24 protein-coding genes are annotated in these 25,225 nt (G+C 41.3%); 18 read left to right on the plus strand and 6 right to left on the minus strand.

The features are described 5' to 3' along the window. Positions 1-32: 32 nt before the first annotated feature. The 6 genes from AC4CS8_RS01880 to AC4CS8_RS01905 form a co-directional block, all read right to left on the minus strand. Positions 33-704: a potassium channel family protein gene (locus tag AC4CS8_RS01880; RefSeq protein ID WP_493893283.1), complete on the minus strand. Its 672-nt coding sequence runs from the start codon at positions 702-704 to the stop codon at positions 33-35. Positions 705-714: 10 nt separating this feature from the next. Further along, a complete protein-coding gene (locus AC4CS8_RS01885) occupies positions 715-2,064 on the minus strand; it encodes a TrkH family potassium uptake protein (RefSeq protein ID WP_493893284.1) in 1,350 nt (449 codons plus the stop codon). 281 nt (positions 2,065-2,345) lie between these two features. Further along, complete coding sequence (locus tag AC4CS8_RS01890) at positions 2,346-3,428, minus strand: DUF3278 domain-containing protein (protein ID WP_493893285.1); 1,083 nt, start codon at positions 3,426-3,428, stop codon at positions 2,346-2,348. 13 nt (positions 3,429-3,441) lie between these two features. After that, a complete protein-coding gene (locus tag AC4CS8_RS01895) occupies positions 3,442-3,642 on the minus strand; it encodes a hypothetical protein (RefSeq protein WP_493893286.1) in 201 nt (66 codons plus the stop codon). Between the two features lie 38 nt (positions 3,643-3,680). After that, a complete protein-coding gene (locus AC4CS8_RS01900; protein WP_493893287.1) occupies positions 3,681-3,881 on the minus strand; it encodes a hypothetical protein in 201 nt (66 codons plus the stop codon). A gap of 13 nt (positions 3,882-3,894) precedes the next feature. Then, complete coding sequence (locus AC4CS8_RS01905) at positions 3,895-4,083, minus strand: helix-turn-helix transcriptional regulator (RefSeq protein ID WP_002942681.1); 189 nt, start codon at positions 4,081-4,083, stop codon at positions 3,895-3,897. Between the two features lie 270 nt (positions 4,084-4,353). Here AC4CS8_RS01905 and rsmH point away from each other — a divergent pair, with 270 nt between their 5' ends. The 18 genes from rsmH (at position 4,354) to AC4CS8_RS01995 (ending at position 25,154) form a co-directional block, all read left to right on the plus strand. Next, positions 4,354-5,304, plus strand: a complete 951-nt coding sequence (rsmH, locus tag AC4CS8_RS01910) for a 16S rRNA (cytosine(1402)-N(4))-methyltransferase RsmH (RefSeq protein WP_493893288.1) — start codon at positions 4,354-4,356, stop codon at positions 5,302-5,304. A 19-nt stretch (positions 5,305-5,323) separates the two neighbouring features. Next, positions 5,324-5,647: a cell division protein FtsL gene (ftsL, locus tag AC4CS8_RS01915; protein WP_493893289.1), complete on the plus strand. Its 324-nt coding sequence runs from the start codon at positions 5,324-5,326 to the stop codon at positions 5,645-5,647. Beyond that, positions 5,647-7,899: a penicillin-binding protein PBP2X gene (gene pbp2x / locus AC4CS8_RS01920; RefSeq protein WP_493893290.1), complete on the plus strand. Its 2,253-nt coding sequence runs from the start codon at positions 5,647-5,649 to the stop codon at positions 7,897-7,899. Before ftsL ends, pbp2x begins: the two co-directional genes overlap by 1 nt. 1 nt (position 7,900) lies before the next feature. Next, positions 7,901-8,902, plus strand: a complete 1,002-nt coding sequence (gene mraY / locus AC4CS8_RS01925; protein ID WP_493893291.1) for a phospho-N-acetylmuramoyl-pentapeptide-transferase — start codon at positions 7,901-7,903, stop codon at positions 8,900-8,902. Positions 8,903-8,973: 71 nt separating this feature from the next. Continuing rightward, positions 8,974-10,317: a DEAD/DEAH box helicase gene (locus AC4CS8_RS01930; protein WP_493893292.1), complete on the plus strand. Its 1,344-nt coding sequence runs from the start codon at positions 8,974-8,976 to the stop codon at positions 10,315-10,317. Between the two features lie 17 nt (positions 10,318-10,334). Further along, positions 10,335-10,559 (plus strand): DUF4059 family protein, encoded by a 225-nt coding sequence (locus AC4CS8_RS01935; RefSeq protein WP_493893293.1) that lies wholly within the window; start codon positions 10,335-10,337, stop codon positions 10,557-10,559. A 9-nt stretch (positions 10,560-10,568) separates the two neighbouring features. Then, positions 10,569-11,489, plus strand: a complete 921-nt coding sequence (gene trxB / locus AC4CS8_RS01940) for a thioredoxin-disulfide reductase (protein WP_493893294.1) — start codon at positions 10,569-10,571, stop codon at positions 11,487-11,489. A 9-nt stretch (positions 11,490-11,498) separates the two neighbouring features. After that, positions 11,499-12,041: a YceD family protein gene (locus tag AC4CS8_RS01945; protein WP_493893295.1), complete on the plus strand. Its 543-nt coding sequence runs from the start codon at positions 11,499-11,501 to the stop codon at positions 12,039-12,041. Positions 12,042-12,134: 93 nt separating this feature from the next. Beyond that, a complete protein-coding gene (gnd, locus tag AC4CS8_RS01950; RefSeq protein WP_493893296.1) occupies positions 12,135-13,562 on the plus strand; it encodes an NADP-dependent phosphogluconate dehydrogenase in 1,428 nt (475 codons plus the stop codon). Between the two features lie 78 nt (positions 13,563-13,640). Next, complete coding sequence (locus tag AC4CS8_RS01955; RefSeq protein WP_493893297.1) at positions 13,641-14,333, plus strand: response regulator transcription factor; 693 nt, start codon at positions 13,641-13,643, stop codon at positions 14,331-14,333. 17 nt (positions 14,334-14,350) lie between these two features. Then, on the plus strand, positions 14,351-15,475 hold the full coding sequence (locus tag AC4CS8_RS01960; RefSeq protein WP_493893298.1) for an AI-2E family transporter: 1,125 nt from the start codon (positions 14,351-14,353) through the stop codon (positions 15,473-15,475). A 194-nt stretch (positions 15,476-15,669) separates the two neighbouring features. Then, entirely contained in the window at positions 15,670-16,929 is a 1,260-nt protein-coding gene (locus AC4CS8_RS01965; protein WP_493892440.1) for a transposase, read from the plus strand. A 242-nt stretch (positions 16,930-17,171) separates the two neighbouring features. Next, complete coding sequence (gene nrdR, locus AC4CS8_RS01970) at positions 17,172-17,639, plus strand: transcriptional regulator NrdR (protein ID WP_493893299.1); 468 nt, start codon at positions 17,172-17,174, stop codon at positions 17,637-17,639. Between the two features lie 5 nt (positions 17,640-17,644). Continuing rightward, positions 17,645-18,811, plus strand: a complete 1,167-nt coding sequence (locus AC4CS8_RS01975) for a DnaD domain protein (RefSeq protein ID WP_493893300.1) — start codon at positions 17,645-17,647, stop codon at positions 18,809-18,811. Next, positions 18,808-19,707, plus strand: a complete 900-nt coding sequence (dnaI, locus tag AC4CS8_RS01980; RefSeq protein WP_493893301.1) for a primosomal protein DnaI — start codon at positions 18,808-18,810, stop codon at positions 19,705-19,707. The genes AC4CS8_RS01975 and dnaI overlap by 4 nt, the downstream gene beginning before the upstream one ends. Next, on the plus strand, positions 19,704-20,417 hold the full coding sequence (locus AC4CS8_RS01985; RefSeq protein WP_493893302.1) for a nitroreductase family protein: 714 nt from the start codon (positions 19,704-19,706) through the stop codon (positions 20,415-20,417). Before dnaI ends, AC4CS8_RS01985 begins: the two co-directional genes overlap by 4 nt. A gap of 18 nt (positions 20,418-20,435) precedes the next feature. Then, positions 20,436-21,746, plus strand: coding sequence for a ribosome biogenesis GTPase Der (gene der / locus AC4CS8_RS01990; RefSeq protein ID WP_493893303.1), 1,311 nt, complete (start codon positions 20,436-20,438; stop codon positions 21,744-21,746). A gap of 315 nt (positions 21,747-22,061) precedes the next feature. Then, a complete protein-coding gene (locus AC4CS8_RS01995) occupies positions 22,062-25,154 on the plus strand; it encodes a pilus expression-regulating Snf2 family helicase (protein ID WP_493893304.1) in 3,093 nt (1,030 codons plus the stop codon). Positions 25,155-25,225 lie beyond the last annotated feature (71 nt).

Consider the following 25,225-nt stretch of genomic DNA (forward strand, 5'->3'; position numbering starts at 1 on the left):
ACTGAAGAGAAAAAATCTCAGTAGGCTACATCTTACATTTTATTGGTGTATTCTTCAAAGTGGTCAACGGTGTTATTGTCCGTCACCGCCATAATCAACTCGTCTTCATTAAAAGTGTAATCGGGTGTTAACTGGATGTTCAATTCTTTGGTAAACTTACTGCGGTAGCCGATGATGTTCATCTTGTAATTTTGACGAAGTTTGAGTTGTGCAAGGGTTTTACCAATCCATTTTGTGGGTGGATGAAATTCGACAATACTTACTTGGTCATCTAGTTCAAAGAGGTCTGTCGTTCCTTGGTGAATGAGGTGCTTGGCAAGAGAAATACCTGTTTCACGCTCAGGAGAGATAATCTTATCGGCTCCGATTTTTAAGAGAACTTCTCTAGTTGTCTTGCTTTTTACTTTGGCGATGACTTTTGGAACACCGAGTGATTTGCAGTGCAAGACGGCAAGAACGCTGGATTCGAGGTTGTTCCCTGTTGCAACGACAACAGTATCGCAGTTGCCAATTCCAGCAGCCCGCAAGAGTGAACGGTCAGTAATATCACCAACAATGCCACGAGTTAAGATGGATTCTAACTGATTAATCCGTTGTTCGTGATTATCTACAGCTATGATATTACAGTCATATTGGTGAAGAGTTTTAGCGATAGTCGTTCCAAAGACACCGAGTCCTAGAATTCCGATAGTTTGTGTAGACATGATTTCTCCTTTAGACAATCATAGATGATTTAGCGTAGTGTAACGTTTCTTCCTTAGAAGGTTTGCGCGTAGAAAGACTGACCAAGATAGACATCGGTCCGATACGGCCAAAGAACATAAGAGCTATTAATATCAGCTGGCTAGCTTGGGTCAGATACGGAGTCAGATTAGCAGTTACCCCAACAGTTGCAAGGGCTGACATGACCTCGAACATGAGAAAAAGTAGAGGCTGACGAGGGTCTGTCATACTAATGGCAAAAAGCCCAGCCAGAAAGACCATGATAAAGACGCTGAAGGTTGCAAAAGCCTTACGGATAGTCAACCCATCAATCGTATGGTGTCTGAAATTGGTATGAGGCAACCCCATGATTTCACTGCGAGCATACAGAATGAGCGTAAGGAAGGCTGTGATTTTGATTCCGCCCGCAGTTCCTCCTGGTGCTCCTCCTAACATCATCTGAAAGATGTAGAGTAAGAGTGTTACAGGCTCAGCCTTCGTGTAGTCAATACTAGCAAAGCCTGCTGTTCTCATGGTGACTGTCTGGAAAAAACTAGCTAAGAGTTTGCTACCAAAAGGTAATGCTCCAATGGTATCAGGATTGTTCCATTCGGTCAATAGGGTCAAAAGTGTGCCAGTGGTTAGAATAATAGCAGTTAGACTTAGAACGACCTTGGTATGAAAACGGAGCTTACGTAAGTTGCGTCTGGTTCCTATTTGAGTTTGAAAATCAAACCAGACAGAAAAACCAAGGCCCCCCATGATAATCAGAGAAGCAATAGTCAGGTTGACCAAGGGATTTTCTACATAGTTAACTAAACTGGTGGCACCAAAGTTATCGAATCCAGCATTACAGAATGCAGAAACAGCTACAAATATAGCGGAGAAAAGTCCCTTTTCCCAGCCGAATTCTGGAACGAATTGAAAGGCTAGGATGAGTGCTCCTAATGTCTCTACTGCTAAAGTAAAACTAAAGGCAGATTTGATAAAACTTCGAAAATGCTTCGTGTCCGAACGGGTCAAAGCCTCTTGGAGAGTAGCCATATTGATAAAGCTTACCTTTCGTCCGCCTCGTAAGGCAAAAAGTCCGATAAACCCTATCAAACTTAGTCCACCAATCTGGATTAGTAACATACAGATAATCTGACCGAAGGTGGTATAGGTCTCAGAAACAGGTACTGTAAAGAGTCCCGTCACACAGACCATGGACACTGCTGAGAAAAGATTGTCCCAGTAGGTTGCAGAAGAAGTTGACAGTTGCGAAATTGGCAAATGTAACAAAAGAGAGCCTATCAGGATTACCATGAAAAAGCTCAAAACAATCCGTTGACTAGGCGAAAGTTTAACCCTGAAAAAAGACATAAGTCCCCTTCTTTTCATCAAAAATAAAAATATGACAACATTGTAGCACAAAATCGTAAAAAATAAAGCAAAAATGCAATTTTTTGAAAAAATTTGTGTAGGAAGTCTCTTTAGTTTTTATTAAACGATGGAATAAGTGAAAAAACACACTAGGAGAATAAAATAATGTGAAAAGTTAGTTTACTTTTTTGGCTAATCTTTCCAATGACTTGATATCTGTTATGAGGAAAAAAGAATAAAGATCGGTCTGATTAAAGAATAATAAAATAGTTTACATTATTTTATTTTTTCTTAGTGACTTCTGCATCCAGTTTTTGAAGATAGGCAAAAGCAGATAAGGCGATGCTAGCAAAGATTCCCATTGTCGCTCCAAATAATAGGGATTTGACATGGAAGATAGAAGCGAGTAGGGGAAGCTCAAGTCTGAAGAGGTCTGCCACTCCAGCAAAAACTGTCGAAAGCAGTGCCACTCCCAGTCCCCAAAGAAGTGGGTTAAGGGGCCGGCCTTGTCTTTCCTCAGGACTAAGCTCATCCAAGTCATATTGGGGCAAGTCAGCATGGAGGGTCTGCATATTGACGATACCTAGCAAGATAAAGCTAAAGAGAGCAATTGTCATTGGATAATAGTTGGCAACCTCCACAGGATAGCGGATAGCTAGGAAGTAGGCGACAGCGTTTCCAAGGGCAAGGAAGTAGAAGTGATAGATAAAAGCGTGACCGCCGATAGCGTCTGCCTTGGTCCGTCGGTACTCGTCTAAAGGACCACGGATACCATAGAAATGCCGTATCATAGTTTGGAGCCACTTGGGTTCATCTTTGGAAATAGCAGAGCTGACAGTTAGTTTTTCAGCCTTTTTCATGCGTTTGCGTAACATGATTTCAAGAGCAATGCCCGTGAAAACACCACCTAGACAGGCTGCTAGGAATTTTCGGAGGTCAAATAGGTGATCGAGAGGATTGAGCCCCTCCATCCAGGCACCGAAAACAACCACCCAGATGTACATAACGGTAGTGAAATAGAGGGCGAATTTGATACTTGCTCCCTTGAGTTGTTTCTGTTCCTTGTTAGTCAGTTCTTCTACATCTAAACTGTCCACTTGGCTGTGGCGCATCTTGGATGTCATATACATACTGGAGGAAAGAGTGGACAGGAGTAGGGCCGTTGGGTAGCCATAGGCAACGACTTCTGGGAAGCGTTTGTATAAGGCAATTGCCAGTAGGGTAAGAGCCATGGTGCCCCAAAAGAGTAGGATAAAGCAGGTATTGCCTAGTCGGAAGGCTTCTTGTTTGCGGTATTCATCAAGGGGACCAGCGATACCGTAAAAACGTTTGATCAATTTATCTTGAAAGGTTTCCTTTTTCATACGATACTCCTATTTACTTACGACGGAAAATGAGTGGCAGGTAAGCTAGTCCAAGGAAATAGATTGTCCCAGTAATCAGCAGTTGCACCCAGAATTTAGCCTGACTGATAATGTGCAAAATGCCCGCTCCGCTATTGCCCCAAAGCTGAAAGAGGACAAAGAGTGGGATAAAAATAAGGGTAGAGATAAGAGCTTGACGTGTATTCTTTTTCATGTTGATTCTCCTTATTATCTGTTTTCTAGTATTTTCTTTTATTTACGACGAAAAATGAGTGGCAGGTAAGCTAGTGCAAGGAAGTAGATGGTCCCAGTAATCAACATTTTCAACCAGAATGTTGCTTGGCTGATGGTACGTAAGGTATCTGCTCCGCTATTGCCCCAAAGTTGAAAGATGACAAAAAGGGGGATAAAAATAAGGGTAGAGATGAGGGCTTTGCGTGCATTCTTTTTCATGATATTTTCCTTTCTATTCATTCCAAAAGAGGCTGTTGAGATCGGTCTGTAATGCTTTGGCCAGGTTGATACAGAGGTCTAGTGAGGGATTGTATTTGTTGTTTTCAATCATGTTGATGGTCTGCCTGGATACGCCGATGGCCTTGGCCAAATCTAGTTGGGAAATACCGAGCAGTAGGCGGTAGTCTTTGACACGGTTCATGTGCCCTCCTTTCTATGTCAACTATATCTGACACATTTGGTTAAAAATGAGAGGATAGGTTGGATATCCTTTTAAATAATTGTCAATTATATCCGACACACAACTGTAAAAAAATGTGGGAGGCCTCCCTGTTGATGTCAACTATATCTGACACCTTTCTGTAATGTTATTATATACCCATCAAGAAAACTTGTCAACTATATTTGACATATTTTTTGTAAAAAGTTTGCAACAACTTTTTATTTTATTTTGTGGTACAATAGAAAAGATATGACCAAGGAATTTAACCACACAACTGTTCTCTTGCATGAGACAGTAGATATGCTAGACATCAAACCAAATGGAATTTACGTAGACGCAACGCTGGGCGGGGCAGGTCATAGTGAGTACCTCTTGAGCCAGTTGACAGATGGTGGGCACCTCTATGCCTTTGACCAGGATCAAACGGCCATCGACCATGCTCAGATTCGTTTGGCTTCTTATATTGAAAAGGGGCAGGTGACCTTTATCAAGGACAATTTTCGCAATCTCAAGACACGCTTGGCAGAACTTGGTGTGACAGAGATTGATGGGATTTGCTATGATTTGGGAGTGTCTAGTCCTCAATTAGATGAACGGGAACGTGGTTTTTCTTACAAACAAGATGCTCCGCTTGATATGCGAATGAACCGTGATGGTCACCTGACGGCTTACCATGTAGTCAATACCTATGACTATCATGATTTGGTACGGATTTTCTTCAAATATGGTGAGGATAAATTTTCCAAGCAGATTGCTCGCAAAATCGAGCAAGCTCGTGCCGAGAAGCCAATCGAAACGACGACTGAGCTGGCAGAATTGATCAAGTCAGCCAAGCCGGCTAAGGAACTCAAGAAAAAAGGGCATCCAGCTAAACAAATTTTTCAGGCCATTCGAATTGAGGTCAACGATGAATTGGGGGCGGCGGACCAGTCTATCCAACAGGCCATTGATTTATTGGCTTTAGATGGACGGATTTCGGTTATTACCTTCCATTCCTTAGAAGATCGCTTGACCAAACAATTGTTCAAGGAGGCCAGCACTATTGATGTGCCTAAAGGCTTGCCTTTTATCCCCGATGATTTGAAGGCACCGCTTGAATTGGTCAATCGCAAACCGATTTTACCTAGTCAAGAGGAGTTAGAAGCGAATAACCGCGCGCATTCTGCTAAGTTGCGCGTGGCCAAAAAAGTGTACAAGTAAATAAAGGAAGTACCTATGTATGTTACAAGATAGACGTAGAGATGTGGCTGTTCGTATCATTAGCGATAGAATTAAAACATTCAGTCGTGTTGAGAGAGCCTTCTATGGGAGTATTGTTCTGTCTGGTCTTTTGTTAGCGATTGGTGTAGTATTTATGCAAACTCGTCTCTTACAAGTACAGTCAGAAATGGCTCAAATAAACCAAGAAATAAATGCAAAGCAAGTGGAGATTGATGATGCTGAGCAAGCCATTAATGATCTTGTTCGAGAAGCTCGCCTTATGGAAATTGCAGATAAACAGGGCTTGACATTTAACAATGATAATATTGGAGTTGCAGAATAATGCCGAAGAATAATCGATTGTTGCGCTATGTTTTAAAACAACGCTATATTCCGTCAAAGAATCGTAGAAGAGTGGGGCAAAGCCTGATTCTGTTGACGGTTTTTGTCTTTTTTCTTTTTTTAATTAATTTTGCTATCATTATTGGAACAGATAGTAAGTTTGGTCAAGATTTGTCTGAAGGAGCAAAAAAGGTCCATCAGACAGAAATAACTGTACAGGCTAGGCGTGGTACAATTTATGACCGTACAGGGGTACCGATTGCGAAAGACTCTACTACCTATACTGTTTATGCTGTGATTGATACAGAGTACGTATCGGCCTTAAATGAAATCTTGTATGTCCAGCCAAGCCAATTTGATCAAGTAGCAGAAATTTTCCACCAACAATTAGGAATGGAAACTTCCTATGTTCTTCAACAGCTTAAACAACCTAATTTAAAACAGGTTTATTTTGGGACGCTAGGGAAGGATATTTCTTATGGTACTATGACTAGCATCAGTGATGCTATGGAGAAGGCTGGAATCAAAGGAATCAGCTTCTCAACTAGTCCTGGACGTATGTATCCTAATGGCGATTTTGCTTCTATTTTCATTGGACTTGCTAATCTGGTTGAAAATACGGACGGAAGCCATAGCTTGCAGGGTGCTTCTGGGATGGAGTATTATCTAAATGACATTTTGGCTGGTCAGGATGGAAAAATCATCTATGAAAAAGACAGTCAAGGACGTATTTTACCTGGAACAGAGGATGTTCAGGTGACTCCGGTTGACGGACAGGATGTTTATACTACTATTTCTGCGGATCTACAACGTTCCTTGGAGACTTACATGGATGTTTTCTTTCAGGAGGCAAAAGGAAAGTATGCCAATGCAACCCTGATTTCAGCTAAAACAGGTGAGATTTTAGCTACAACACAGAGACCAAGCTATAATCTAGACACCAAAGAAGGTCTAGATGATGACGGACTGTTACAATATTCACTTCTATATCAAGGAAATGATGAACCTGGATCAACCATGAAGGTCATTACTTTAGCATCTGCGATTGATAATGGTAGTTTCAATCCAAATACAACATACTATGCTGATAAGTATGAGATTGCCGATGTTACGATTCGGGACTGGTCTGTCAATATGGGTGGTGAACCACAAACCATGACCCTAGCTCAAGGATTTGCTTTTTCAAGTAACATTGGGATGACGATGTTGGAACAACAAATGGGAGATGCGACATGGCTCAATTATCTTAATAAATTCCGATTCGGGTATCCAACGCGTTTTGGTATGGGAGGTGAGACATCTGGTTTGCTTCCAGAGGATAACGTAGCCACAGTTGCGATGTCTTCATTTGGACAGGGAATTTCTGCTACACAAGTTCAAATGTTGCGATCCTTTTCAGCTATTGCAAATGATGGAATCATGTTGCAACCTAAATTTATTTCAGCCCTTTATGACTCTAATACAGACTCTGTCCGCCTATCAGAACCTGAAATTATGGGGAATCCAGTATCGGCTACAGCGGCACAGCAAACTAGAAATTACATGATTACCGTTGGGACAGACCCAGTTTATGGAACTCTCTATTCTAAAGCTGCTGGTGGAGCAGTTATCCAAGTAGATGGTTATAACATTGCTGTGAAGTCTGGAACTGCTCAGATTGCAAAGGAAGATGGTTCTGGTTACATGGATGGTGTAAATGATACAATGAACTCTGTTGTTGCAATGGTACCGGCGGAGGACCCAGAGTTCATCATGTATGTAACGATTCAACAACCACAATCACTCAGTCTTTTATATTGGCAGGATATTATCAATCCAACCTTGAAAGAAGCAATGCTCTTAAAAGACAGTTTAAATCTGACAGAGCCTGCTCCAGCTTTAACAGCTATTGAAACAGAAACGGAGTATGCTTTGCCAGACATTATTGGGAAAGGTCCTGGTGCTACAGCAGAAAAACTTAGACAGTATCTTGTTCAACCTGTAATCTTGGGGAATGGGGATAAAATTGAGAAAGTTTCTGTTGAAGTAGGTTCTAACTTGGCATCCAATCAACAAATTTTGTTGCTTACCAATAAATTCTCTACGGTACCTGATATGTATGGATGGACCAAAGAAAATATGGATATTTTTGCTTCATGGACAGGGATAGAAGTGTCGTATGAAGGAGAAGGTTCCATAGTGGTAGGTCAAAGTGAGAGTGTTGGAAAAGAATTAAAAAATATAAAAAATATTACCATAACATTAGGAGAATAACATGTTTTCTGCAATTATGGCAGGTCTACTTTCATTTGTAGGTACTGTTTTACTCATACCACATTTTATAACATTTTATCAGGCTAAGCGCATCGAAGGGCAACAGATGCACGAAGATGTCAAACAGCACCAATTCAAAGCTGGCACTCCAACCATGGGTGGTACAGTATTTCTTGTGGTATCTATCCTAGTCAGTTATTTTGTTGCCTCTCATTTTCACATGCTGACAGGTGGGGTATTGGCTATTCTCTTTATCCTCTTTCTCTATGGTCTGATTGGATTTTTAGACGACTTCTTGAAGATTTTTCGTAAGATTAATGAGGGTCTCAATCCGAAGCAAAAATTAGCTTTACAGATTTTAGGGGGGACAGTCTTCTACCTTGTTCATATTCAAGCTGCAGGGGTAGGTGGAGAATTAAATATACTTGGTTATTTTGTACAACTGGGTCCACTTTACTTTGCCTTTGTTTTATTCTGGTTAGTAGGCTTTTCAAATGCGGTCAATTTGACAGATGGTATTGATGGTTTGGCTTCTATTTCTGTGGTGATCAGTTTAGCGACCTATTCAGTCATTGCCTATGTAGACCACAAATTTGATATTCTTTTGGTTTGTGTGGCTATGATTGGAGGTTTGCTTGGTTTCTTTATCTATAACCACAAGCCTGCTAAGATTTTTATGGGAGATGTGGGAAGCTTAGCTTTAGGAGGAATGTTGGCAACGATATCCATTGCCTTACGCGTGGAATGGACTTTACTTTTGGTTGGTTTGGTCTATGTTATTGAAACATCTTCTGTTATGTTGCAAGTCTCTTATTTCAAATACACCAAGAAAAAATTTGGAGAAGGTCGTCGCATTTTCCGTATGACACCCTTCCATCATCATCTTGAGTTGGGAGGATTGACAGGAAAGCACGGGAAATGGAGCGAATGGAAGGTTGACTTCTTCCTTTGGGGACTCGGATTGGTTATGAGCTTGCTAACGCTCGCAATCTTGTACCTATAAGAATAATTCAAAAACAGCAGGGTCTGCTGTTTTTTGTGCTATAATAGAAAGAACTAGAAAAAGAGGATACCATGAAATTTACAGAATTTACCCTAAAAAATTATATACAGGAGGCCTTGTCGGCAATCAACTTTGTAACTGCTACGGAGGTGCAAGAGAAGTTGATTCCGATTGTTTTGTCAGGACGCGACCTTGTTGGTGAATCCAAGACAGGTTCGGGGAAGACTCATACGTTTTTAATTCCAATCTTTCAGAAATTAGATGAGAGAGCAGACCATGTGCAAGCAGTTATTACTGCACCGTCACGTGAGTTGGCAACCCAGATTTATCAGGCTGCACGTCAGATTGCTAGTTATTCGGAAACAGAGGTTCGTGTGGTCAACTATGTCGGAGGGACAGATAAAAATCGTCAGGTTGAAAAATTACAAGCTGGTCAACCTCATATCGTTGTTGGAACACCTGGGAGGATTTATGACTTAGTCAAATCAGGTGATTTGGCTATTCATAAGGCTAAGACCTTTGTGGTTGATGAGGCAGATATGACCTTGGATATGGGCTTTTTAGAAACCGTAGATCGTATTGCATCGAGTCTCCCGAAAGACTTGCAATTTTTAGTTTTTTCAGCTACTATTCCACAAAAATTACAACCATTTTTAAAAAAGTACTTGTCAAATCCTGTTATTGAACAGATCAAGACGCGGACGGTTATCGCAGATACTATTGAAAACTGGCTAATTTCGACTAAGGGGCGCGACAAAAATGCGCAAATCCTGGAAATGACCAAGCTTATGCAACCCTATCTAGCCATGATTTTTGTCAATACGAAGACACGTGCGGATGAATTGCACAGCTATCTGACTGCAAATGGTCTGCGTGTGGCTAAAATCCACGGAGATATTGCTCCTCGGGAACGCAAGCGCATCATGAACCAGGTCAAAAATCTAGATTTTGAATACATTGTTGCGACAGATTTGGCAGCACGTGGGATCGACATCGAAGGAGTCAGCCATGTTATCAATGATGCTATTCCACAGGACTTGTCTTTCTTTGTTCACCGTGTGGGGCGGACAGGCCGAAATGGTCTGGGTGGAATTGCCATTACCTTCTATCAACCAAGTGATGATGCCGATATTCGGGAGTTAGAAAAACTGAATATCAACTTCCAGCCTAAAGAAATAAAGGACGGTGAGTTTGTTGATACTTATGACCGAGACCGCCGTGCCAATCGTGAAAAATCCCGTGAAAAATTGGATTTAGAGATGATTGGCTTAGTCAAGAAGAAAAAGAAAAAAGTTAAGCCAGGTTACAAGAAAAAAATCCAGTGGGCTGTAGATGAAAAACGCCGTAAAACGAAGCGAGTGGAAGCTAGAGCAAAAGGTCGTGCAGAGCGGAAGGCTAAAAGGCAGACTTTTTAAAGAAAACAGAGGTCGATATGTTACAGATTATTTTAGGACTATATTTGCAAAGTCTATTGATTGCTGCGGGGATAGTCATCTTTGTTAGTCTTTGCGTACTCTTTCTCCGTCTAGTCCGAGAAGTAGATAAAACAAGGCAAGAAAGACAAGAGTTTTTATTTGATCTTTTGACAATCATTGTTATGACAATTCCGATTTTATCATTTGGAGTAGTCGGGATATTACTGATGTTAAAAGCGTAGGAAAGGAAAATGATGTACGATACAATTGTAATTGGAGCTGGTCCTGCTGGAATGACGGCAGCACTTTATGCAGGGCGGAGTAATTTAAAAGTAGCACTTTTGGAACGTGGGATTTATGGCGGTCAAATGAACAATACTGCCGAAATCGAGAATTATCCGGGTTATGACCACATTTCAGGACCAGATTTGGCTGAAAAGATGTTTGAACCATTGGAAAAATTTGGAGTGGATCATATTTTTGGTACCTTGGTGCGAATTGAAGAAGACGGTCCTATTAAGAAAATCATCACAGAAGATGGTATTTTAGAAGCTAAAACAGTTATCTTAGCAATGGGAGCAAAACACCGCTTACTAGGTGTTCCAGGTGAAGATAGATACAACAGCCGTGGGGTTTCCTACTGTGCTGTCTGCGATGGTGCTTTCTTCCGTGGTCAGAAACTATTGGTTGTTGGTGGTGGGGATTCTGCTGTTGAAGAAGCCCTCTTCCTCACTCAATTTGCAGAGTCTGTAACCATTGTTCATCGCCGTGACCAACTTCGTGCTCAAAAAGTTATTCAGGACCGTGCTTTCGCTAATGAAAAAATCAATTTCCTCTGGGATAGTGTGGTGGAAGAAATCAAGGGTGACGACTTACGAGTGCAAAGTGTTGTTATTAAAAATGTGAAAACCGAAGAGATTTCTGAACTTGATTTTGGTGGTGTCTTCATCTACGTTGGTTTGGATCCGATGACGGATGCTGTTGCTGATTTGGGTATTACGGATGAGGCTGGTTGGGTTATGACCAATGAAAAGATGGAAACCGGCAAGTCAGGTATCTACGCCATCGGAGATATTCGCCAAAATCAACTTCGTCAGATTGCAACGGCAGTTGGAAATGGTGCGGTTGCTGGTCAAGAAGTCTATAACTACATCACAGAACTAGCTGAATAGGGGAAAATCATGTTTCATATTTATGATATTCAGAAAAATCCAGATGGAATTTCGTTTGAGAAAACCCTGGATTTACAGGAAGAATTACAAGCTCGAAATAGTGAAGTGTTAGGTTTGTCGCCAGTTCAAGTAACTGGAAATGTCCGCTTTGAATCAGGATTCTTTTTCTTGGATTACCAGATGACTTACGATATTACCTTAGCATCCAGTCGTTCGTTACAACCAGTTATTTTGCATGAGGTCCAAGAGGTTAATGAACTTTTTGTAGCCAACGAAGTGGCACTCAAGGAGCAGGATTTGATTGATGAGGATATGGTTTTGGTAGTTGAAGATGACCACATCGTCCTAGAGGAAAGTGTGGCGGATAATATCTTGTTAGCTATTCCAATCAAGGTCTTGACACCTGAGGAAGAGGCAGGGACTGAGCTGCCTTCAGGTCAAACCTGGACCTTGATGACGGAAGAAGCATTCCAGCAAGATGTCCAAGAGAGAAAAGAAGCCAACAGTCCTTTTGCCCAATTGCAAGGCTTATTCGATAGCGAGAATGAGTAGCAATTGTTTGGATGGTTAAATTATCAGAAAATTCTTGTCAATTATGCGTTTTCGGTGTATAATGAAAGAGATACTAACAAGAGGAGTAAATAAATGACAAAAGCAAATTTTGGTGTTGTAGGTATGGCTGTAATGGGTCGTAACCTTGCACTTAACGTTGAATCACGTGGCTATACTGTAGCGATTTACAACCGCTCTGCTGATAAAACGGAAGATGTTGTTGCAAGCAACCCAGGTAAAAACTTGGTACCAAGTTACGATGTAGAAAGCTTTGTAGCTTCTATCGAAAAACCACGTCGCATCATGCTGATGGTTCAAGCAGGTCCTGGTACAGATGCAACCATTCAAGCACTCTTGCCGCACTTAGATGAGGGTGACATCTTGATTGATGGTGGTAACACTTTCTACGAAGATACTATCCGTCGTTCAAAAGAATTGGCAAACTCTGGCATCAACTTCATCGGTACAGGTGTTTCTGGCGGTGAAAAAGGTGCCCTTGAAGGACCATCTATCATGCCTGGTGGTCAAAAAGAAGCCTATGAATTGGTAGCAGATGTCTTGGAAGAAATTTCAGCAAAAGCACCAGAAGATGGTGCTCCATGTGTGACCTATATCGGTCCCGATGGTGCTGGTCACTATGTAAAAATGGTTCACAATGGTATCGAGTATGGCGATATGCAGTTGATTGCGGAGTCTTATGACCTTATGCAACACTTGCTTGGCTTGTCTGTTGATGAGATGGCAGACATCTTTACTGAGTGGAATAAGGGCGAATTGGATAGCTATTTGATTGAAATTACTGCTGACATCTTGAAACGTAAGGATGATCAAGGTCAAGATGGCCCAATCGTTGATTACATTATGGACGCTGCTGGTAACAAGGGTACTGGTAAATGGACTAGCCAATCATCACTTGACTTGGGTGTGCCATTGTCATTGATTACAGAATCTGTATTTGCACGTTATATCTCAACTTACAAAGATGAGCGTGTAGCGGCAAGCAAGGTTCTTCCAAAACCAGCTCCATTTGCCTATGAAGGTGATAAGACTGAATTGGTAGAAAAAATCCGTCAAGCATTGTACTTCTCAAAAATCATGTCTTATGCACAAGGTTTTGCACAATTGCGCGTAGCATCTAAAGAAAACAACTGGAACTTGCCATTTGGTGAAATTGCGAAAATCTGGCGTGCAGGCTGTATCATCCGTGCTCGTTTCTTGCAAAAAATCACAGATGCCTACGGACGTGATGAAGATTTGGCAAACTTGCTCTTGGATGAATACTTCCTTGATGTAACAGCTAAGTATCAACAGGCTGTTCGTGATGTTGTTTCCTTGGCAGTTCAAGCAGGTGTTCCTGTGCCAACTTTCTCTGCGGCTATCACTTACTTTGATAGCTACCGTGCAGAAAACTTGCCAGCAAACTTAATTCAAGCACAACGTGATTACTTCGGTGCTCACACTTATAACCGTAAAGACAAAGAAGGTGTCTTCCACTACGACTGGTATAGCGAATCAAAATAAGAAGGATGGGCGTGTGAGCGCCCTTCTTTCGGGTTATGATACGCATTCCATGTAATGATATAAACAAGAAAGAGATATATGGCTAAGAAAATTTTGATTGCTGGAAGAGAGCGTAATCTTTCGCATTTTGTTTCCATGGAATTGCAGAAAAAGGAATACTTGGTTGACTATGCTTCAACGGGAGAAGAGGCTCTTTCACTTGCCCATGAGACGGATTTTGATTTAATCTTAATGAGTTTTCAACTTTCGGACATGTCCAGTAAGGAGTTGTCACAAGAATTACTAGCTATCAAACCAGCAACAGTGATCATTGTGGCAGTCGATAGTGAATATGTAGAAAGCCATAGTGCAGATATCTTAACCTATGCAGTTTCTTATGTTATCAAGCCGTTTGTTATTAGTGAGCTTGTTGAACAAGTGACAGCTATTTTTAGAGGTAGAGATTTCATTGATAATAACTGTAAACAAGCTCATCTACATGCAGCGTATAGGGATTTGAAAATTGATTTTCAAAATCGTACCGTAACACGTGGTGACGAGTTGATTAACTTGACCAGAAGGGAGTATGATTTATTAGCAACTCTGATGAATAGTCCAGAGCCAGTTAGTCGAGAACAGCTATTGGAACGAGTGTGGAAATATGAATCGGCAGCAGAAACCAACGTTGTTGATGTTTATATTCGTTATTTGCGCGGGAAACTAGACCTGCCAGGCCAATCCTCCTATATAAGGACTGTACGTGGGATTGGTTATGTGATGCGAGAAGAGTAGGGTAAAAGGGAGATAGAATGCGTTCAACATTTAGGGAGAAGCTACTATTAATACTGATTGCAGGTGGGACATTGTTGACTGTTCTTCACTGGTCTGATCTTTACGGAATTGGTGAAACCCTGCTGGGGAGCATGGAATCGCTTTGTTGGGGGGCAATGATTTCATTTATTTTAAATGTTCCTATGAAAAAAATAGAGGGTTTAATTGGTAAGGTTAAGTTTTTGGAGAAGCAGAAACGAGGCTTGGCTATCATTGGTGTATTGGTGGGGTTTGTCTTGATTGTGACAGGTTTAGTCGTGATTGTCCTACCAACCTTGACAACAACTGTATCAGATTTGGTAGCGGTTAGTTCAACAGCCGTTCCCAAGATTGTCAATAGCTTGACAACTTGGTTGGAAGCAAATGGCCTTCTATCTGGGTCCTTTGGGGAACAAATCAGTGGCTGGTTGTTAAAATTGACGGATTGGACGGTTCTATCTACCTATGTAACTCCAGTTTTATCCAGTCTTGTCAGTAACGTATCTGGGATTTTTTCTGAAACTATGACATTGATTATGGCTTTTTTCTTTACATTAGCGATTTTAAGCAGTAAAGAGCATCTACAATCTATGACGGTTAAGTTTTTGCTAGCAGCTTTGCCAGAGAAGGTAGTAAAAGTCATTTGTTATATTGGAGAAGTGATTATTGATACTTACGATAAATTCCTTATGAGTCAGATGGTAGAGGCGGTCATTATAGGGACGCTTGTCTTTGTTAGCTACTCACTTTCTGGTATCCCTTATGCTAGTATGGCCGGAATCTTGGCGGGTGTCTTATCCTTTGTTCCTTACATTGGTCCTTTCTCTGCCTGTCTCATTAGCGCCCTGTTTGTTGCTGTACAAAATCCTCTGTTAGCCTTATGGTCCATTATTTTGTTCCAAATTCTGCAGTTAATTGAAGGAAATGTCATTTACCCACGTGTGGTTGGTCAATCTGTAGGGCTTCCTACTGTCTTAACCTTGTCAGCGGCATTGATTGGTGGGAACCTATTTGGTCTTTTGGGAATGGTCTTCTTTACTCCTATCTTTGCTGTAGTTTACCGTTTAGTAAAAGAGTGGTCCTATTATCGATTGAAGGAAAAAGGGATTCAAATGGATACATAAATAACATTGAAAGCTGAAAAGCTTTCTTGAATCATTCCCGTAGTTATTTATTCCCGTCCTATCACCAGATTAGCACGCTATAAAAAGAAAAATCGCCACGTTAAGTAGCGATTTTTCCCTTTTGTGAGCCTCAATGCAACGTCAAAGCGTTATAATAGTTTTAAGTCAAAAATCTCTATTAGCGAGGTCTCACTATGAAAATTATAACACAGCTTAACCTTTTTGAGGATCAGGAACTAGGTGATTTAGAAAAAATTTTGATGGTATTAGATGGTCTTCCAGAAACGGGTCTATTTGATGAGTTAGAAGCCAAACGCAAACACGGGCGTAAGGATTATTCTGTTCAATCTTACTTCATTGCCTATATTGCTAAAATAGTTCTTCAATTGGAAACCGATCAACAGTTGATTCGTCAGCTTAATATGAATAGCCAGCTCCGTCAAATCTGTGGCTTTGAAACTCACGGTGTTAAGCTCAAAAATGGTACTATTAAACTTGTTCATGCTCCCTCTAAGTCTGCTTATTCTCGTTTTATTCAGGATTTGGAAGAGGTCTGTCCAGACATTGACGAGTGGGTTTTATCTGGCATATCTGAACTATACAACCTTCTTCCGGAATTTGGTGTTGACTTAGCCCTAGATGGCAAGTTCATTGATAGTTATGCAACACCATATGGTAAGAAACAAAGAAAGGATAGACGCTCTGACTGTGATGCCGATATGGCTATAAAAAAACGTCATCATAAAAATGGAACGGTCTCTATGGAGAAACACTATGGCTATCGTTGTCATCTTGTGGTTGATGCGACCTATGAACTGCCTGTTGCTTGGGAAGTGACGACGGCCTCAGAAGGGGAACCTACTGTTGCCAAAAGGCTGATTCGAAACATGCGTCAAACGACCATGCAGAGAGCGGAATATTTGATGGCAGACCGTGGTTATAGTGGAATTCCTCTTCAGAATCTCATAGAAGAAGCCACGATTATTCCTATCATTGATCATCCTCATAAGTGGAAAGAAGATGAAACCAGGCAATACCTTGATACGGATGTGATTTACAATCAATCTGGAGAAGTCTTTTGGGTGGATGACAAGGGCAAAGCGATTCAGCTTATCTATAAGGGGTACGATAAGTCTTGTGACAGTTTGCGGTATGGTTTTCATCCCCGTTATCAGGACAATCGCATCTTCCGTTTAAAACGGTCGGTAGAACCTATTATCTTTAATCAAGTAGCTAGAGATAGTCAGAAGTTTAAACGACTCTACAAGAAGCGGACAGCTGTGGAGAGGGTGAATGGGCGTATAGACCGCGACTTTCGATTCGAGAAGCACACTATCCGAGGGCTTAAGAAGATGAGTCTAGCTATTGCCATGAGTTTTTTAGTGATGGTTGGATTTGCCTTAGCCAAACTCAAACAAGGCCAGAATACTCATTTAGCCAGCTGGGTAGTCTAAAAATAAAAAATAGTTCAAAAACCAAGGGGGTAGTACGCCCTTTTTTTCAGTTTTCGAGCCATCTCAATCCATCAGTGGAGGAAAATTCTTGAGTTTAAGAGAGTTAAACCAAATATTTTTGTCAGAAAAGCGAACGGGTTTTGAAAAATACAACAAAGGGAATGATTCTTCTTTTTTTTGCCTAGTCCTTTTGTTTAAAATATGGTACAATGAAGTGATAATGATAAGTTAGGAGTAAGTGTATGCGTTGTCCGAAATGTACGAGTTTGAAATCTAGTGTTGTAGATAGTCGTCAGGCAGAAGATGGAAATACCATTCGTCGTCGCAGAGAATGTGAACAGTGTGGCAACCGCTTTACAACCTACGAACGAATAGAAGAAAAAACCTTGGTCGTAGTCAAGAAAGATGGTACGAGAGAGCAATTTTCTCGGGAAAAAATCTTTAATGGAATCATTCGTTCTGCACAGAAACGTCCGGTGTCTAGTAGCGAAATTGATGAAGTTGTCAATCGGATTGAACAAAAAATTCGATTACAGAGTGAAAGCGAAGTAGAGAGTGATGTTATTGGTAACTTAGTAATGGAAGAACTGATGGAACTGGATGAAATTACCTATGTTCGTTTTGCTTCTGTTTACCGTTCCTTCAAGGATGTTGAGGAGCTAGAAAATCTACTTAAGCAGTTCACAAAGGGGAGTAAGAATCGGAGATAGTGCTTATGAAACCGAATGATACCTATGGGTACGTTGAAAAAAATGCAATTAGTCCAGATTGGATGAGTTTGATAAAATGCTATCAGCCTATTATTACCATGTCAGGATTGGTTTTGTACCAGTATCTTTGGGCTCACTACGATAATGGTTGTGGTAAATATCGCTTTAGCCAAATTTTGAATCAAATCGATCTTGGGCAGCAGGCGACACAGTCTTTAGAACAGGCTTTTGATGTCTTATCAGCAATGGAGTTGCTAGACATCTATCAGGATGAGTCTGGGTACCAATTGCTTTTACGAGAGCCTCTATCCTGCTCTGCTTTTCTCCAAAAAAGCCTCTATCAGAAATTATTGGTTAAGAAAATTGGCGAGGCAAATGTAGAGTTGTTAAAGGGGCAAGTACCTATCAAGACGAAGGTGTCTAAGCAATTTTCGGATGTGTTTGATAGTAAAGGGCAGGCGAATATCGCTCCTAGTGTTAAAGAGGGATTTGATATAGAAGCTTTTCAAACGATGATGACAAGAGATCAGTTGCGTTATCAAAATGAGACGGATGACATTTTGGCGTTACATCATTTGGCTGAAAAGTCAGGTCTACCTTGGTTAGAATTGTATCGGATAGCTAAGAAAACGGCCCATGAGAAGGTAATTCAGCCTAAACGAATGCAACAGGAAATCCAAAAAGGGGTGCAGGGGAGCGAGCAGCTGACTAGACAGGAACAGGCGATTGTTCAAGAAAGTCGTTCCAAGACAGCGCTGGAGTTTTTGGTCTTTTTGAAGGAAACGCGTAAGGCGACAGTGACTAGCTCAGAACGTACCTTTATTAAGAATCTCGTTGAGCTAGGCTTGTTGGATGAGGTGATTAATGTTTTAGTGCTCTACACCTTTAACAAGGTGGATTCAGCCAACCTCAATGAGAAGTATGCAATCAAGCTGGCCAATGATTTCTCCTATAAGGACATTCATTCAGCAGAGGCAGCCATTCTTTATTTGAGAGACAACCAAGTCGGTAAGAAAACGCAAACCAAGCGGACAGTGGCTACTGTAACCAATAATGTTCCGGATTGGAGCAAGCAAGAAGTTAATACAGAACAAACAGCGGAAGGTCAGGCTCAGTTGGCGGATCTTTATCGCCAGTTTGAAGAAATGGAAAATAAGGGAGGTGGCCTATGAAATCTGTTCAAGATAGACTAGGGAAAGCTAGCAACGTCGGTCGTCAGTCCTATGACCAATTGGTTGCAGAAATCATGCAAGACAAGGAAGTGGCAGACTTTATCCGCCAACAAGGACTCAATCAAGATGAAATTAGCCGCTCTATTTCCAAGTTTTATGAATTTATCAACGAACGTGACAAGTTTCAGTCGCAGGATGAGGCGTACATTGCTAAGGGCTATCAACCTGTTTTGGTCATGAATCAAGGGTATGCAGATGTGTCCTATCTGGAAACGGCAGAGTTGGTCGAGTTGCGTAAACTAGAGGCGATAAAAGATCGCATTCAGCTGATTAATCTACCAGCTAGCCTAAAAAATGTAACCATTGCAGACCTGGATCGTCAGGATGAAAACCGGGTTGGAATTATGTTGGCTATTTCTGAATTTGTTAAGCGTGTTGGCCAAGACAATAAGGGAATTTATCTCTACGGGACCTTTGGAATTGGTAAAAGCTACCTCATGGCTTACCTAGCCAATCTTCTCTCTAAGACTCACTTGTTGTCAACGACCATGCTCCACTACCCAACTTTTGTCGTAGATATAAAGAATGCTATTAAGGACGGATCTGTGAAAGAACGGATTGACGAGGTTAAGACAGCTCAGGTCTTGGTATTGGATGATATCGGGGCAGAACAACACAGTTCTTGGATACGGGATGATGTCTTGCAGGTCATTCTCCAGTATCGGATGCAGGAAAATCTTCCGACTTTCTTTACCTCCAATTTCTCCTTTGCGGACTTGGAGCGACATTTTTCCGCAGGAAAGTCAGGGGATGAGACTTGGCAGGCCAAGAGAGTCATGGAACGTATCCGCTATCTAGCTCAGGAAATGCACTTACAGGGGGTTAATCGTAGATGAATGAAACAATTGATTTGATGTTGAGTCATAGCTCTGTCCGTCGTTTTACAGAAGCACCGATAGAGGCTGAGCATCTGGAAGCTATTATCACAGCGGGTCGTGCGGCTTCTAGTTGGAAGAATTTTCAATCCTATTCGATTATTGTAGTGCGGTCAGAAGGAAAGAAACAGGCTCTCTATGATTTGGTACCACAACCTGCTATTTTGCAGGCTCAGGCGATTTTGCTGTTTGTAGGAGATCATAATCGCGCCAGCAAGGCAGCGCAGCTACATGGTACGAATTTTGATGCCAAAGGAACGGAGAACCTTTTAATTTCCTCGGTCGATGCGGCACTTGCAGGTCAGAATACTCTCTTGGCAGCAGAGAGCTTGGGTTACGGTGGGGTCTTTATCGGTATGATTCGTCATAAGGCCTTGGCAATAGCAGAGCTGTTCAACTTGTCAGATTATACCTATCCGATTTTCTGCATTGCACTTGGGCATCCGGCGCAAAACCATCCTGTCAAACCACGTTTGGCAACGGAAGCTATTGTCTTCCAAGAAGAGTACGTGGAGCAAGGAGTGGAAGCGATTGAGGCCTATGACCAAATCCAGACAGAATACGCAGGAGCTCGCCAAAAAGAAACCTGGTCAGAGCGTCTGATTGGACAGTTCGGTCAGGGCGAACAGCCAGAAACCAGAGAATTATTAGAGAAACATAAACTATTGTAAACTAGAAGAGGAGGAGCCATGGCTCTACCAACCATTGCCATCGTTGGACGTCCCAACGTTGGAAAATCAACTTTATTTAACCGCATTGCGGGGGAGCGTATTTCCATCGTAGAAGATGTGGAAGGTGTTACCCGCGATCGTATTTATGCCACTGCTGAGTGGCTCAACCGTAAATTTTCCTTGATTGATACTGGGGGTATCGATGATGTGGATGCACCTTTTATGGATCAAATCAAGCATCAGGCTGAGATTGCCATGGATGAGGCAGATGTTATCGTCTTTGTCGTATCTGGTAAAGAAGGAGTAACGGATGCGGATGAATACGTATCGCGCATTCTTTATAAGACCAATAAGCCAGTTATTTTGGTTGTCAATAAGGTCGATAACCCTGAAATGCGTAATGATATTTACGATTTCTATTCACTTGGCTTAGGCGATCCCTATCCTGTGTCTTCTGTTCATGGAATCGGTACAGGGGATGTCTTGGATGCGATTGTCGATAATCTTCCAGCTGTCGAAGCGGAGGAAAATCCAGACATCATCAAGTTTAGCTTGATTGGTCGTCCAAACGTTGGGAAATCTAGTTTGATTAACGCTATTTTGGGTGAAGAACGCGTCATTGCCTCGCCTGTTGCGGGAACGACTCGTGATGCTATTGATACGCACTTTACAGACCCAGAAGGTCAGGAGTTTACCATGATTGATACCGCAGGGATGCGCAAGTCTGGTAAGGTCTACGAAAATACGGAGAAATACTCTGTTATGCGTGCCATGCGTGCCATTGAACGTTCTGATGTCATATTGATGGTCATCAACGCTGAAGAAGGTATTCGTGAGTACGACAAGCGCATTGCTGGTTTTGCCCATGAAGCTGGCAAGGGCATGATTATCGTAGTTAACAAGTGGGATACCCTTGAAAAAGACAACCACACCATGAAACAGTGGGAAGACGATATTCGTGATCAGTTCCAATACCTGTCTTACGCACCCATTATCTTTGTATCAGCTCTGACCAAGCAACGCTTGCACAAGTTGCCTGAGATGATCAAGGTCATCAGTGAGAGCCAGAATACCCGTATTCCGTCGGCTATTCTTAACGATGTCATCATGGATGCCATTGCCATCAATCCGACACCGACGGACAAGGGCAAACGTCTCAAGATTTTCTATGCGACGCAGGTTGCGACCAAGCCACCAACTTTTGTGGTCTTTGTCAACGAAGAAGAGCTCATGCACTTCTCCTATATGCGTTTCTTGGAGAATCAAATCCGCAAGGCTTTTGTCTTTGAAGGAACACCGATTCATTTGATAGCACGGAAACGGAAGTAAAGATAATACTGACAGGATATGAGGTTAAGGGTTATTTTTACAGCGGTCATAAATGTAGCGATTTGAAAAAGGGAAAGAAATCAGACTTAAGACCGATGTTGATAAGCAGTCGTTAGTGTATACTAATCTCAATCCTAAATATTTTTCATAATCTCCTTAAAGTATCGGCTAGAGTCGATACTTTTTTGTATACCTAAGGAAAAATCTCTCTGATAAACTTTCTTCCCCCTCTCTAATATGCTATAATGAAAAGATAATGTTTCAGATATTGTTTAATAATTAGCTGATGGTAGTTTGAGGGATAAAGGAGCTAAGATGGGTCGAATGATGCCGGGTCGGATTCGCCAAGAGGGAATTGAACTCTATGAGCAGGGACTTTTAAAAGTGCTGGATCATGTTGAGGGACGAGTGAATTTGATAGTTAATGGTTCTCGTTTTTCTTATAGTTTAACGGACGATGATTTAGTGTGTGACTGTGATTTATTTGGACAGAAAGGCTACTGTCAACATTTAGCAGCGATTGAGTATTTTTTTAAAAATGATACGGAAGGAAAACAATTAGCAGAATCATTAAAAGAAAAAGAGCAACAGCAGGAAGAATTGGGGCGTAGGACTTATTTTGGCGGCCTATTTTTAGATGATATACTATTCCAAGCAAGTGATGGAGTTCGCTATCAGTTGGCTGTTGAGGGTCAAGTACTTCCTTATGATCGTAATTTTGATTGGACATTGAAAATTAGTCGCTTTCCAGATAGTCGGACCTATATTATAAAGGATATAGGTGCTTTTTTGAAGGTGGTGAGGGAACGAGGAAACTATCAGTTTGGAAAACATTATTTTGAGCAGATTGCTTTAGAGCAGTTTGATTTAGCCAGTCAGAATCTGATTGACTTTTTGTGGAGATTGGTCCCAGGAAAAATTGCAGTCAGTAATGATATCTTAACTGGTTTTGGACGTCATTTACGTTTGCCATTAGCTAATTTTGAAGAAGGGCTAGATTTGCTGCGCGGTTTATCTGATTTTACACTTGTTCATCAACTGCAGACTTATACAGACTTACAAGTTCTCCCGTTAGATGCAACTGCAGATTTATTTAAATTCGAGGTCAAGGTCAGGACCAAGCTGATAGAGTTCATTATCCATGAAATGCCTGCAAAGGAGATGTTAGATGGCTCCTATATTTTGTTTGGAAACCACTTGTATCATGCAGATTGTAAGCAGGCGCATATGCTCACAGCTATTCGTAATATAGCTCCAATAGAATCTGGTCTGAGGAAAGTTCAGGTGGATTTTCAGGACCAGAATAGGTTAGCCTTAAGTCTGTTAGATTTTCAGACAATTGGTAGGATAAAGGCTCCTAAAAAATTTCAGATTCATGATTTTAAACCTGAATTTCATTTTTCTTTGGATGAAGATGGAAATCTCTTATTGGATTTGAGTCTCCGTTTTTCCAATCGCTTGGTACAGAATATCACTGATTTACAAACATTGCCCTTTTCAGTCCATATCGGGCATCTGGAGCACATTTTTACAATTATGGATCAGCATGGTTTTTCAGGAAAGTTTAGAGCCATTAAATTTATTGAGGATGACGGAACAGATCTTTATCGTTTCTTTGTTCACAGCTTACCCACATTTGAAGCGTTAGGAACAACTGTTTTAGCGACAGAACTACAGGCATTATTTATTCAAAAGAAGCCAACTCTTTCTATTGATAATAAAGGGAGTTTGTTGGAAATTTCCTTTGCGTTTGATGGTATTGAGCAGGAGGAGATTAGTCAGGCTTTAGAAGCCTTATGGAATGATGCGACACATTTTACTAGTCAGTCTGGGCGGTTGCTGGTATTTGATGAAGAGACTAGAAAAATTAGCCAAACGCTAAGGCATTTACGAGCTAGATTTGCTCAAAAAGGACAGATTTCTCTTAGTCCGCTCGCTACGTATCAGTTAGCAGATTTTTTTGCCACAGATGAGAATGTTACCTTTTCTAAAGAGTTTATGAAAATGGCTCGAGACTTGGCTCGACCAGAAGATTTTCCACTGCCAGCACTTGATGTAGCAGTCACCTTGCGGGATTATCAACAAGTTGGTGTCAGATGGATGAGTATGCTAAAACGTTATGGATTTGGAGGTATTTTGGCAGATGAGATGGGGCTCGGTAAGACTCTGCAAGCCATTGCTTTTTTGTCTGGGCATTTGCAAGAAGGGGAGCAGGTTTTGATATTGGCGCCTTCTAGTTTAATCTATAACTGGCAAGATGAATGTAGGCGTTTTGCTCCACAGTTGGATGTGGAAGTTGTGTACGGTTCGAAAGAAAAAAGAGCAGAACAAATTATTTCAGACCATCAAATATTGGTAACTAGCTACGCTTCTTTTCGGCAAGATGTGGAGCTATATCAGCAAAAGACTATAGATTATTTGATATTAGATGAAGCTCAGGTCATGAAAAATGCTCAGACCAAGATTGCCAAGTTACTGAGACAGTTCGACGTTAAGACCTGTTTTGCCCTATCAGGGACACCAATTGAAAATCACCAAGCAGAGTTATGGTCTATTTTTCAGATTGTATTACCAGGTCTCCTGCCTAGCCAAGTAGAGTATATGAAATTATCTACAGCAGAAATTGCTCGGAAAACAAAGCCTTTTGTGCTACGCCGTAGAAAAGAAGATGTGCTGCAGGAGTTGCCAAATTTAACAGAGATGGCCTTGTTAAATGAACTCACAGATGAACAAAAAGCTATCTATTTGGCACAGTTGCAACAGATGCGTTCACGTTTTTCTGGAGCTAGTGACAAGGATTTAGCAGATAATCAGATTGAAATCCTAGCGGGTATTACTCGATTGCGGCAGATTTGTGATACTCCCGAGCTCTTCATAGAGGATTATAAGGGAGAGAGTGGGAAAATTGCTAGTTTGAAGGAATTGCTGGTACGATTGAAAGAAGAGAATCACCGTATGTTGATTTTTTCGCAATTTCGACAGATGCTGACCATCATTGAAGAAGAGATTAGAGATCTTGGTTTGACGAGCTATATGTTGACGGGATCGACACCGGCTCAGCAAAGGCAAGATATGACTCAGGCTTTTAATGCGGGTAGCCGAGATGCCTTTCTCATTTCGCTAAAAGCTGGCGGTGTTGGTCTCAATCTGACAGGAGCAGATACAGTAATTTTAGTAGACCTGTGGTGGAATCCAGCTGTTGAATCGCAAGCCATTAGTCGAGCTCATCGTATGGGGCAGACAGAGAAAGTAGAATGTTATCGTTTAATCACCCGCGGCTCCATTGAAGAAAAGATTTTGGAATTGCAGGAGTCTAAACGTCATTTAGTAACAAATTTACTTGATGGTGGTATAGAGAGAGCCAGTATGACAGCAGGGGAAATACGAGAGATTCTAGGAATTGAGTAACTCTATTTAAATGATAATTGTCAGAAATTTCTCTTATAGATGAAGAGCTAGGAAAATGATGAAAAAGAATG

The sequence above is a fragment of the Streptococcus sp. NSSLK0004 genome (genome assembly GCF_059039125.1).

Excerpts from the sequence above, each read along its gene's own strand:
- AC4CS8_RS01880 (WP_493893283.1), bottom strand. The coding sequence starts at position 704 with ATGTCTACACAAACTATCGGAATTCTAGGACTCGGTGTCTTTGGAACG.
- AC4CS8_RS01885 (WP_493893284.1), bottom strand. The coding sequence starts at position 2,064 with ATGTCTTTTTTCAGGGTTAAACTTTCGCCTAGTCAACGGATTGTTTTG.
- AC4CS8_RS01890 (WP_493893285.1), bottom strand. The coding sequence starts at position 3,428 with ATGAAAAAGGAAACCTTTCAAGATAAATTGATCAAACGTTTTTACGGT.
- AC4CS8_RS01895 (WP_493893286.1), bottom strand. The coding sequence starts at position 3,642 with ATGAAAAAGAATACACGTCAAGCTCTTATCTCTACCCTTATTTTTATC.
- AC4CS8_RS01900 (WP_493893287.1), bottom strand. The coding sequence starts at position 3,881 with ATGAAAAAGAATGCACGCAAAGCCCTCATCTCTACCCTTATTTTTATC.
- AC4CS8_RS01905 (WP_002942681.1), bottom strand. The coding sequence starts at position 4,083 with ATGAACCGTGTCAAAGACTACCGCCTACTGCTCGGTATTTCCCAACTA.
- rsmH (WP_493893288.1), top strand. The coding sequence starts at position 4,354 with ATGACCAAGGAATTTAACCACACAACTGTTCTCTTGCATGAGACAGTA.
- ftsL (WP_493893289.1), top strand. The coding sequence starts at position 5,324 with ATGTTACAAGATAGACGTAGAGATGTGGCTGTTCGTATCATTAGCGAT.
- pbp2x (WP_493893290.1), top strand. The coding sequence starts at position 5,647 with ATGCCGAAGAATAATCGATTGTTGCGCTATGTTTTAAAACAACGCTAT.
- mraY (WP_493893291.1), top strand. The coding sequence starts at position 7,901 with ATGTTTTCTGCAATTATGGCAGGTCTACTTTCATTTGTAGGTACTGTT.
- AC4CS8_RS01930 (WP_493893292.1), top strand. The coding sequence starts at position 8,974 with ATGAAATTTACAGAATTTACCCTAAAAAATTATATACAGGAGGCCTTG.
- AC4CS8_RS01935 (WP_493893293.1), top strand. The coding sequence starts at position 10,335 with ATGTTACAGATTATTTTAGGACTATATTTGCAAAGTCTATTGATTGCT.
- trxB (WP_493893294.1), top strand. The coding sequence starts at position 10,569 with ATGATGTACGATACAATTGTAATTGGAGCTGGTCCTGCTGGAATGACG.
- AC4CS8_RS01945 (WP_493893295.1), top strand. The coding sequence starts at position 11,499 with ATGTTTCATATTTATGATATTCAGAAAAATCCAGATGGAATTTCGTTT.
- gnd (WP_493893296.1), top strand. The coding sequence starts at position 12,135 with ATGACAAAAGCAAATTTTGGTGTTGTAGGTATGGCTGTAATGGGTCGT.
- AC4CS8_RS01955 (WP_493893297.1), top strand. The coding sequence starts at position 13,641 with ATGGCTAAGAAAATTTTGATTGCTGGAAGAGAGCGTAATCTTTCGCAT.
- AC4CS8_RS01960 (WP_493893298.1), top strand. The coding sequence starts at position 14,351 with ATGCGTTCAACATTTAGGGAGAAGCTACTATTAATACTGATTGCAGGT.
- AC4CS8_RS01965 (WP_493892440.1), top strand. The coding sequence starts at position 15,670 with ATGAAAATTATAACACAGCTTAACCTTTTTGAGGATCAGGAACTAGGT.
- nrdR (WP_493893299.1), top strand. The coding sequence starts at position 17,172 with ATGCGTTGTCCGAAATGTACGAGTTTGAAATCTAGTGTTGTAGATAGT.
- AC4CS8_RS01975 (WP_493893300.1), top strand. The coding sequence starts at position 17,645 with ATGAAACCGAATGATACCTATGGGTACGTTGAAAAAAATGCAATTAGT.
- dnaI (WP_493893301.1), top strand. The coding sequence starts at position 18,808 with ATGAAATCTGTTCAAGATAGACTAGGGAAAGCTAGCAACGTCGGTCGT.
- AC4CS8_RS01985 (WP_493893302.1), top strand. The coding sequence starts at position 19,704 with ATGAATGAAACAATTGATTTGATGTTGAGTCATAGCTCTGTCCGTCGT.
- der (WP_493893303.1), top strand. The coding sequence starts at position 20,436 with ATGGCTCTACCAACCATTGCCATCGTTGGACGTCCCAACGTTGGAAAA.
- AC4CS8_RS01995 (WP_493893304.1), top strand. The coding sequence starts at position 22,062 with ATGGGTCGAATGATGCCGGGTCGGATTCGCCAAGAGGGAATTGAACTC.